6 protein-coding genes are annotated in these 5,429 nt (G+C 68.7%); 4 read left to right on the forward strand and 2 right to left on the reverse strand.

The window, feature by feature from the left end; translation table 11 throughout:
* Window positions 1-180: 180 nt before the first annotated feature.
* The 3 genes from def (at window position 181) to rsmB (ending at window position 3,185) form a co-directional block, all read left to right on the forward strand.
* On the forward strand, window positions 181-687 hold the full coding sequence (gene def, locus C5O18_RS05975) for a peptide deformylase (RefSeq protein ID WP_105192355.1): 507 nt from the start codon (window positions 181-183) through the stop codon (window positions 685-687).
* An 87-nt stretch (window positions 688-774) separates the two neighbouring features.
* Entirely contained in the window at window positions 775-1,722 is a 948-nt protein-coding gene (gene fmt, locus C5O18_RS05980) for a methionyl-tRNA formyltransferase (RefSeq protein WP_338132504.1), read from the forward strand.
* Window positions 1,719-3,185 carry a 16S rRNA (cytosine(967)-C(5))-methyltransferase RsmB gene (gene rsmB / locus C5O18_RS05985; RefSeq protein WP_105192359.1) on the forward strand — a complete coding sequence of 489 codons (1,467 nt, stop codon included), beginning with the start codon at window positions 1,719-1,721 and terminating at the stop codon, window positions 3,183-3,185. The genes fmt and rsmB overlap by 4 nt, the downstream gene beginning before the upstream one ends.
* A gap of 36 nt (window positions 3,186-3,221) precedes the next feature.
* Here the strand turns inward: rsmB and C5O18_RS05990 are convergent, their stop codons facing one another.
* Together C5O18_RS05990 and C5O18_RS05995 are read right to left on the reverse strand one after the other, a co-directional pair.
* Window positions 3,222-3,641, reverse strand: coding sequence for a YidB family protein (locus C5O18_RS05990; RefSeq protein WP_206389755.1), 420 nt, complete (start codon window positions 3,639-3,641; stop codon window positions 3,222-3,224).
* Between the two features lie 127 nt (window positions 3,642-3,768).
* On the reverse strand, window positions 3,769-4,911 hold the full coding sequence (locus C5O18_RS05995) for an acyl-CoA dehydrogenase family protein (RefSeq protein WP_105192363.1): 1,143 nt from the start codon (window positions 4,909-4,911) through the stop codon (window positions 3,769-3,771).
* Between the two features lie 204 nt (window positions 4,912-5,115).
* On the opposite strand from C5O18_RS05995, the gene C5O18_RS06000 reads away from it, so the two are divergent.
* Window positions 5,116-5,429, forward strand: a 314-nt coding sequence (locus C5O18_RS06000) for a HopJ type III effector protein (RefSeq protein ID WP_105192365.1), incomplete at its 3' end; no start/stop codon positions are given.

Genomic DNA, 5,429 nt, shown 5'->3' on the forward strand with positions numbered 1-5,429 from the left:
CCTTCATTCGCCCTCCCGCCTCTCTCCGTGACGCCCGCCAGCCGCGTATCGCCCGCGGCGCACCAGCCGGAGCGGTCGCGCTGTGCGGCATCCATGCCTATAATGTGCGCAGCGGGCTTTTGCCCATCACCCGAGGTTTAGACCCGGTTCGCGGTTTCCGCCAGCGACCGGAGGACGATCATGGCGCTGCTTCCGATACTCGAATTTCCCGATCCGCGTCTGCGCACGGTGGCCAAGCCCGTGGCCGAGGTGAACGACCAGATCCGCCAGCTCGCGAAAGACATGCTGGAGACCATGTACGACGCGCCCGGCGTCGGTCTCGCGGCGACCCAGATCGACCGTCACATCCGCCTGCTGGTGGTCGATGTCAGCGAAGACCAGTCGCAGCCGCTGGTGTTCATCAATCCCAGCTTCGAGAAGCTGGGCCCGGAGACCAAGCCCTACGACGAGGGCTGCCTGTCGGTACCCGGCTTCTACGAGAGCGTGGAACGCACCGACCGCATCCGCGTCAGCGCCCTGGACCTCGACGGCAAGCCCTTCAGCCTCGACGCCGACGGTCTGCTGTCGGTGTGCATCCAGCACGAGATCGACCACCTCGACGGCAAGCTGTTCGTGGACTACATCTCGCCGCTGAAGCGCAACCGCATCAAGAGCAAGCTGGAAAAGCAGCACCGCGCCCGCGCCTGAGCGCGGGGCCGGCGCCCGCCCGGGACGCCTGCGCACGCACCACCCATCCACCGGCAGACAGAACAGGGCAGAGCATTGGACAGTCACTTGCGCATCGTCTTTGCGGGCACACCGGACTTCGCGGCTGAAAGCCTGCGGGCCCTCCTGCAGGGACACCACGACGTGATCGCCGTCTACACCCAGCCTGACCGCCCCGCCGGCCGCGGCCGCGGGCTCAAGGCCAGCCCGGTCAAGGAGCTGGCACTGGTCCATGACCTGCCCGTGTTCCAGCCTGCCTCGCTGAGGGATGCCGACGCCCAGGCCGAACTCGCGGCGCTGAAGCCGGACCTCATGGTGGTGGCCGCCTACGGCCTGATCCTGCCCCAGGCCGTGCTCGACGCGCCGCGCCTGGGCTGCATCAACGTGCATGCCTCGCTGCTGCCGCGCTGGCGCGGCGCGGCGCCGATCCAGCGCGCCATCCTCGCCGGCGACCGCGAGACCGGCATCACCATCATGCAGATGAACGCCGGCCTCGACACCGGCGCCATGCTCTACAAGGCACCCTGCCCGATCTCCCAGCGCGACACCGGCGCCAGCCTGCACGACCGCCTGACGCTGCTCGGCGGCGATGCCCTGCTGGCTGTGGTCGACGCCCTGCGCGACGACGAGCCGCTGACCGCCGAAGCGCAGGACGATGCGCAGGCGACCTATGCCGCCAAGCTCAGCAAGGAAGAAGCGCTGATCGACTGGCAGCTGCCGGCCGACCAGCTCGACCGCCGCATCCGCGCCTTCAACGCCGTGCCGGTGGCGCACACGCTGCTGGCCGGGCAACCGGTGCGGGTCTGGCAGGCGCGCGCGCTCGACAGCGAGGTCAGCGTGGAAACCCCGGGCACGGTGCTCCGCGCCGACAAGCACGGGCTCGCCGTGGCCGCCGGGGAGGGCAGCGTGCTGCTGCTGGAAACCCTGCAGCTGGCCGGCGGCAAGGCGCTGCCGGTGGCGCAGCTGCTCAATTCACGCCGCGATGAACTGCAACCCGGGACGGTATTCGGCACATGAGCTCACTGAACGCGAAACGCCACGACAATATCCGCAAGCCCGGCCAGCAGGGCGGCCGCAATGCCGGCAACGGTCAGGGACGCTCGCCACGCGGACAGCTCGGCGTGCGCGCCCTGGCCGCGCGCGCGCTGGCGCCGGTGCTGGCCGGCAGCGCCTCGCTCAGCGCCACGCTGCCGGCGGCGCAGCGCGCCTGCCGCGGCGAGGACATCGGCCTGCTGCAGGAGCTGGTGCAGGGCACCGCGCGCAGCGCCATCCACTACCGCACACTGATCAAGCCGCTGCTGCAGCGGGCGCAGAAGGACACCCTGGTCGAAGCCCTGCTGCTGCTCGGCACCCACCAGCTGCTGGCCATGCGCATTCCCGACCACGCCGCGCTGGCGGAAACCGTCGAGGCCGCGCGCCAGCTCGGACTGGACAAGCTCACCGGCTTCATCAACGGCGTGCTGCGCAACCTGCAGCGCCGCGAAGAAGAGCTGGTCGCCGCCGCGCGCATCCAGGAGCACGCGCACCCGGCCTGGCTGCTGCGCCAGCTGCGCCAGGACTGGCCGGACCAGGCCGATGACATCATCGCCGCCAACAACAGCCCTTCGCCGCTGACCCTGCGCGTGCACCGCGGACGCGCCACCCGCGAAGCGGTGCTGGCCGCCTGGATCGATGACGGCCTGCCGGTCGAACCCACGCGTCATGCGCCGGACGGCCTGCGCCTGACCGAACCGGTGCCGGTGCTCAGCCTGCCCGGCCTCGCCGACGGCCTGGTCTCGGTGCAGGACGAAGCTGCCCAGCTCGCCGCCTGCCTGCTGGCGCCGCAGCCCGGCGAGCGCGTGCTCGATGCCTGCGCCGCGCCCGGTGGCAAGACCGCGCATCTGCTGGAGATCCAGCCGGCACTGGCAGCGCTGACCGCGCTCGACAACGATGCCGATCGCCTGAAGCGCGTGGCCGAGAACCTGGCGCGCGCGGGCTACGCCGCGACACCGGCAGCGGGCGAGGCCCCGGCCGACACCGCGACCGCCGACACCGGCACATCCGCCAGCCCCGACATCACGCTGCGCTGCGCGCCGGCCGAGCAGACCGACAGCTGGTGGGACGGCCAGGCCTTCGACGCCATCCTGCTCGATGCCCCGTGCAGCGCCACCGGTGTCATCCGCCGGCACCCGGACATCAAGCTGCTGCGCCGCCCGACCGATATCGCGCAGACGGTGCGTATCCAGGCAGAGCTGCTGGACCGCCTGTGGCGCACGCTGAAGCCGGGCGGGCGCCTGCTCTACGCCACCTGCTCGGTGCTGAAGGCCGAGAACGAAGACCAGATCACCGCCTTCCTCGGCCGCACCGCCGATGCCCGTGCCACGCCGCTGCGCTTCGACGGCGAAATGCCGGGGCAGTGGCGGCCGCAGGGCCGCCAGCTGCTGCCGGAGATCGACGGACACGACGGCTTCTACTTCGCCCTGCTGGAGAAAACCGCCTGAGCCTGCCGGGCAGCGACACTGCCCGCCGTCAGCGCCTCAGCGGTTCAGGAAACCCTTGAGCAGATCGGCGCCCTGCGCCAGCAGGTTGCCGCCCTCCGGCAGCTGACCGTTGGGCGTCAGCTTGTCGATCAGCCCCGGCAGGAACTGCGCCACCTGCGCCGCCGCCTGCTGCGGGTCGATGCCGAGCTTGCCGGCAATGGCGGCGACCTGCGGACTGCCCAGCACCTGCTGGATCTGCTCGGCGCTGATCGGCAGGTTCTGGCCGCTGCCGATCCACGACTTCACCTGCTCGCCCAGTCCGCCGGACTGCAGTTTCTGCACCAGCCCCTGCAACCCGCCCTGTTCGCTGATCAGCGCCTGCACCGCACCCAGCACGCCGCCAGCCTGGCCGCCGGCGTTGCCCAGCAGCGATGTCACGTCATCGAGAATGCCCATGGTCACGCGTCCTTTGTTCATTTCGGGACAGATGAGCTTACGCCCGCGACATGGCCGGCCGGTGACGATCCGACGACGGACAGGTGCAGTGGGCAGACATGAAAAAGCCGGGCTTGAGCCCGGCTTTTTCATGCAGCAATAACCCAGCTCAGCGGCCGAGCAGCTCGCGCGCGACCACTTCCTTCATGATCTCGCTGGCACCGCCGTAGATACGCTGGATGCGGGCATCGATGTAGGCACGGGAAACGCCGTATTCGAGCATGTAGCCGTAGCCGCCGTGCATCTGCAGGCAGGCGTCGGCGACACGGCCCTGCAGCTCGGTGGAATAGAGCTTCACGGCGGCGCCGGTGGGGATGTCCAGCTTGCTGTCGGCGTGCAGGTCGATGCAGTTGTTGACGAAGGCGCGCGCGGCCAGGATCTCGGTCTTGCAGGTGGCCAGCGTGAAGCGGGTGTTCTGCAGCTGCGACAGCGGCTTGCCGAAGGCCTTGCGCTCCTGCACGTACTGCACGGTGCGCTCCAGCGTGCCCTCGGAAGCGGCGACGGCGATCACGGCGATGTTCAGGCGCTCGCGCGGCAGCTCGTTCATCATGTAGGCGAAGCCCTTGCCTTCCTGGCCCAGCAGGCAATCGGCCGGCACGCGCACGTTGTCCATGAACAGCTCGGAGGTGTCCTGCGAGTGCAGGCCCATCTTCTCCAGCTTCTTGCCCTTCTGGAAGCCCGGCAGCGAGGTGTCCATGAGCAGCAGCGACACGCCCTTGGCGCCGGCGGCGACATCGGTCTTCACCGCCATGATCACGACATCGGCGTGCTGGCCGTTGGAGATGAAGGTCTTGGAGCCGTTGACGACATAGAAGTCGCCGTCACGCACGGCGGTGGTGCGGATGCCGGCGAGGTCGGAGCCGGCGCCCGGCTCGGTCATGCCGATGGCGGCCACGGCTTCGCCCGAGGCCAGCTTGGGCAGCCACGCGGCCTTCACGGATTCGACGGCGAGGTGCTCGATGTACGGGGCGCAGATGTCGGAGTGGACGCTGACGCCGGTGGCCAGCGAGGTCAGGCCCAGCTTCGCCATTTCGTTGAGGATGACCATGGAGTACTGGAACGGCACGCCGACGCCGCCGTACTGCTCCGGCTGGTCGACGCAGAGCAGGCCGTTCTCGCCCAGCTTGTTCCAGATGTCGCGCGGCATCCACGAATCCTTTTCCCACTGTTCGTAGTGCGGCTGGATCTCGTTTTCCAGGAAGCGCTTGACGTTGTCGCGGAACAGCTCGAGTTCGGCAGCATCGATGGTCATGATTATTCTCGCATTCAGGTGAACATGAAGCCGGTCCGCGGATCCGGCGCACAATAGGTCGTACGACCAAAGGCGGCATTTTATGACATGCCGGTCACGACTGACAGGACAAATGTCGCCCAGGCAGGGGTTGACCGATGCCAGCGGCGCAGGCATGAAGGAGCCCCCGTGCGTCTTTCCGGGGCTTTATCAGGAGCCTGTGCCATGACACTGACCGAACTGCTCGCCGGCCTGCACGCCGGCCGCTACGACTTCGAGGACATCCAGTCCTACATCCGGAACCATTACGACTACACCCCGACCGCCTTCCGCAACGGCAGCGTCAGCAACGACGCCGGCCAGAACGAAGGTTCCTGCCGGCTGTTCGCCTTCGCCCGCCTGGAAGGGCTGAGCGAGGCCGACACCCTGGTCTGCTTCGGACGCCACTACCGCGATGTGCTGGCCGAGCCGCAGGGCAGCAGCCACGGCAATATCCGCCAGTTCATGCAGCACGGCTGGGAAGGCATTGCCTTCAGCGG

The sequence above is a fragment of the Amnimonas aquatica genome, assembly GCF_002943415.1.
Lineage (GTDB): Bacteria > Pseudomonadota > Gammaproteobacteria > Pseudomonadales > Moraxellaceae > Perlucidibaca > Perlucidibaca aquatica_A.